Consider the following 518-nt stretch of genomic DNA (forward strand, 5'->3'; position numbering starts at 1 on the left):
ACATCTACGGAGGGATAAATTTCAGCCGTCATGTTTCAATTTTCAGCTTGTTCCAGATTGTTAAAGAGCAATATCTTAAACATGACTCGCAAGTCATCTTTAAGATTTTTTCGGTTATCGCTAACCGGTGATAATGTCTTTCACTCATTATCGGAATGGCGTCCCCAAGGGGATTCGAACCCCTGTTACAGCCGTGAAAGGGCAGTGTCCTAGGCCTCTAGACGATGGGGACCCGAAATTGGCTTATCGAATCACCGATTCGATAATTTCGGGTAAAGGTGAGATTTTTCGTGAAAAATCGAGCGCCATTGTCGTTTGTCACTGCACTGGACAGTCACAAATCTCCCGGCACTTACCTATACCACAAGGTTTTGTTTGCTCATTACTTTTTCATCAGACAATCTGTGTGAGCACGCCACTCGAATCAATATCTTTAGGTAAGGAGGTGATCCAACCGCAGGTTCCCCTACGGTTACCTTGTTACGACTTCACCCCAGTCATGAATCACAAAGTGGTAA

At 44.4% G+C, this 518-nt stretch carries 1 tRNA gene and 1 rRNA gene; both read right to left on the bottom strand.

Annotated features, from left to right (window positions below):
* Positions 1 to 156 precede the first annotated feature (156 nt).
* Positions 157 to 232, bottom strand: a tRNA-Glu gene (locus AWX27_RS24220).
* 206 nt (positions 233 to 438) lie between these two features.
* Positions 439 to 518, bottom strand: a 16S ribosomal RNA gene (locus AWX27_RS24225); the annotation flags it as partial.

It is taken from the genome of Serratia sp. 2880STDY5682894, assembly GCF_001537385.1.
Lineage (GTDB): Bacteria > Pseudomonadota > Gammaproteobacteria > Enterobacterales > Enterobacteriaceae > Serratia > Serratia nevei.